Here is a 771-nt window from a genome sequence, read left to right on the forward strand (position 1 = left end):
TGGCTTATCATTTCGGCTTTAGCTACTTTACGGTTGCGTTAATCTTTTTCACATTTGTCTTAATAGCCGCGACTTTTATCGATCTCGATACTATGCTGCTACCGGACCAATTAACATTACCATTAACTTGGGCTGGCATTGCGTTAGCATTAACAGAAATAAGCCCTGTTAGTCTACAAGACGCCGTAATTGGTGCGATTGCCGGTTATTTGTGTCTTTGGTCAGTATATTGGGGTTTCAAACTGCTTACTGGTAAAGAAGGCATGGGTTACGGTGATTTTAAATTGCTGGCTGCCCTTGGCGCTTGGCTAGGATGGCAATCATTACCAATGATCATCCTACTTTCTTCCGTCGTCGGTGTGATATTCGGGCTCGTTCAGTTACGACTACAAAAACAAGGTATAGAGAGAGCTTTCCCTTTCGGCCCATATTTAGCGATTGCAGGATGGGTAAGCTTAATCTGGGGCGATCAAATTCTAAGTTGGTACTTCACGTCAATTTTAGGGGTGTAAATGGCTTTGGTAATAGGCTTAACGGGTGGTATCGCCAGCGGTAAAACTACCGTAGCGAATCTGTTCAAGCAGCAGTTTAAAATTGATATTGTCGATGCAGATATTGTCGCACGAGAAGTCGTCGAACCTGGAACTCCCGGGTTAAATGCAATCATTCAACATTTTGGTCAAGACATTACGCATGACGACAACACCTTAGATCGTGCCAAGTTACGCGAAAAAATCTTTTCTAATCCAGAAGAAAAAGCTTGGCTCAATG

The 771-nt window shown here is 43.1% G+C and carries 2 protein-coding genes; both read left to right on the forward strand.

Annotation, left to right across the window (positions count from 1 at the left end):
* Window positions 1-512: prepilin peptidase (locus tag R7P74_RS26000; RefSeq protein WP_318123537.1), on the forward strand; the 512-nt coding region annotated here is incomplete at its 5' end.
* A partial coding sequence (coaE, locus tag R7P74_RS26005) for a dephospho-CoA kinase (protein ID WP_318123538.1) occupies window positions 513-771 on the forward strand: 259 nt, incomplete at its 3' end.

It is taken from the genome of Vibrio sp. 2033 (assembly GCF_033339735.1).